Below are 2028 nucleotides of genomic sequence, written 5' to 3'. Positions count from 1 at the left end.
GCGATGTTAAGGCCGGAACACACCATGATCGTTCCGGAGCACGGCGAAGCCCCGGGGGACCGGGTGGTCCGCCGGGGCTCGGGGGCCGCGATGATCTACAGGCAGGTGGACCGTGTGGTCCGCCCGGTCTTCCGCCACGGCGAGAGCAGGGCCACGGCCGCACGCAGCGCCTGCCGCATCGCCGGCGCGTCAGGGTCCTCGAACTTGCCAGCCTTGCGTGCGAAGTAGTCGTCCCGCTCGAAGTCACCGGTACGCGGCGGCCACTCGGTCTTCGCGCCCTCGGGCCCCAGCTCGCCCAGCGCGGTCTCCGCGCGGGACAGCACGGTGCGCACGGAGGTCAGCGCCCCGCCGCTGTCCCGGCCCCGGTCCGCCGACGCGCCGCCGACGGCCGTCACGGTCACCTCGGGCGAGTCGTCACGGTCCTCGAACGCGCCCTCGATCCAGTCACGCGCCACGGTGACCCGCTCGGCTTCGTCGTAGTACAGCTCGCGCCCGTCGGGGTGCCCACGCCACACGATGTCCACGACCAGCCGGGTGCGCCGAACGTGCTCCGCCTCAGTCATCGAGTCCCAGCTCCTTCATCCGCTCGCGGGACGTCAGGTCCTTGCAGCCACAGGCCCCGACCTCGGGCACGTAGTCCGGGCACGGGTCGCTGTGCCGCAGGTGCCCGCAGCCGGGGCATATCTGGTCCGACGCGGCGCCGGTGCCAAGATCCGGGACGCCCTCGGCGCAGCCGCACTCACCGGCCTCCGCACCGGCTGGTGCCATCTCCCGGCACACCTTCCCGACGTGGACGTGCCCGCAGTCGGAGCACTCGTCGGCCTCGTCCGGCGTCAGCACCGCCCCGCCCAGGAAGCGGACCAGGTCGGCCCGGCACGCCGGGCACAGCTCGTGGTGCCAGGCGGAGCCGTCATCGTGCGGGAGCAGCGGCCGGGACCAGCCGTCCGGCAACTCGGCCCGCGCCGTCGGGATGGCGGGGCCGGTGAGACCGGCGAACAGCATCACGCCGGACGTCTTCTCCTGATTGCCGCACCGGTCGCACCTCACGAGCACGCTCATCGCGTCGCCTCCGGGACCTTCAGGCCGGCCGCGCGGTCCGCGTCCCGGCGCGCGTGCTCCGAGTCGTCGTTGGTGACGCGCAGGCCGTTGTCGCCCACAGTAGTCCGGCTGCTCATGCACAGCGCGACATCGTCCACGGTCAGCCGGGTGCGGGTGACGGACTTGATGCCCAGCGCCGTCTCCACGTCGTCGCCGTACAGGACGACGAACTTCCCGCCCCGGCGCAGTGCCTTGTCGTAGTACGCGGCCGGCTTGCGTCCCAGCGCCCGCGCCAGCCGCTCGTTCGCCAGGTGGGAGTTGACCACCAGCACGGTGCCGACCGGCTCGGGTGGGACGACCTTCAGCACCCGCTGCCCGGCCCTGAAGGCTTCGGCGGCCTCGCGCCCGTCGTGGCCACGCGCGGTGATGCGGTCGCCGTCGCGGGCCACTACGGTCCACGCGGTGCCCCGGGGCGGTTCGTACCCGTGGCCCCGCACCCGGCCGCCCTTGTCGACCCAGTACGTCGTGAACGCCCCGAGCCCGGAGACGAACGTGTCCCCGACGGTCAGTTCCGTGGCGGGCCTGTCGCGCAGGTCGTCCCAGCCGTAGCCGTGTCCGTTGTCGCTCATTCCTCGTTCCTCGCTTCCGTGGTCGGCAGTTGCAGCAGCGGCCGGACGTAGTGCGTCCAGCGCGCCGGGACGCAGCGGTTGTCCCGCTCGATGGGCCAGGGCTTGGCCTCCCGGCCGCACCGGCCGCAGACGTACAGCCACGTCCCGTCCTCGCACCGGTGCGGGTGGCGGCCGGCGTCCTTGTTGGCGCGCAGCCGCTCGGCGACGTCCCGCCGGACACCGGAGGCCCGGCACTCCAGGCGCCGTGCACTGGCCAGCATCCGGTCATCGCCCTTGTGGCGGTACAGCTTCCCGGCGGCCGTGAGCGAGGCGTAGTTGCCGCACAGGGGGCACGACCCGCCACGGCTGGCGCTACCCATGA

The 2028-nt window shown here is 73.2% G+C and carries 4 protein-coding genes; all 4 read right to left on the bottom strand.

The features are described from left to right. Nucleotides 1–95: 95 nt before the first annotated feature. Nucleotides 96–563, bottom strand: a complete 468-nt coding sequence (locus ACWCV3_RS28780) for a hypothetical protein (protein ID WP_451230254.1) — start codon at nt 561–563, stop codon at nt 96–98. Then, entirely contained in the window at nt 556–1059 is a 504-nt protein-coding gene (locus ACWCV3_RS28775) for a hypothetical protein (protein ID WP_451230251.1), read from the bottom strand. The genes ACWCV3_RS28780 and ACWCV3_RS28775 overlap by 8 nt, the downstream gene beginning before the upstream one ends. Then, nucleotides 1056–1667 carry a hypothetical protein gene (locus ACWCV3_RS28770; protein WP_451230248.1) on the bottom strand — a complete coding sequence of 204 codons (612 nt, stop codon included), beginning with the start codon at nt 1665–1667 and terminating at the stop codon, nt 1056–1058. Before ACWCV3_RS28770 ends, ACWCV3_RS28775 begins: the two co-directional genes overlap by 4 nt. Then, on the bottom strand, nt 1664–2028 hold a 365-nt coding region (locus ACWCV3_RS28765), incomplete at its 5' end, for a hypothetical protein (protein WP_451230245.1). The genes ACWCV3_RS28770 and ACWCV3_RS28765, both read right to left, overlap by 4 nt.

It is taken from the genome of Streptomyces sp. NPDC001781, from assembly GCF_053596035.1.
This window is presented reverse-complemented; position numbering and strand designations above follow the sequence as displayed.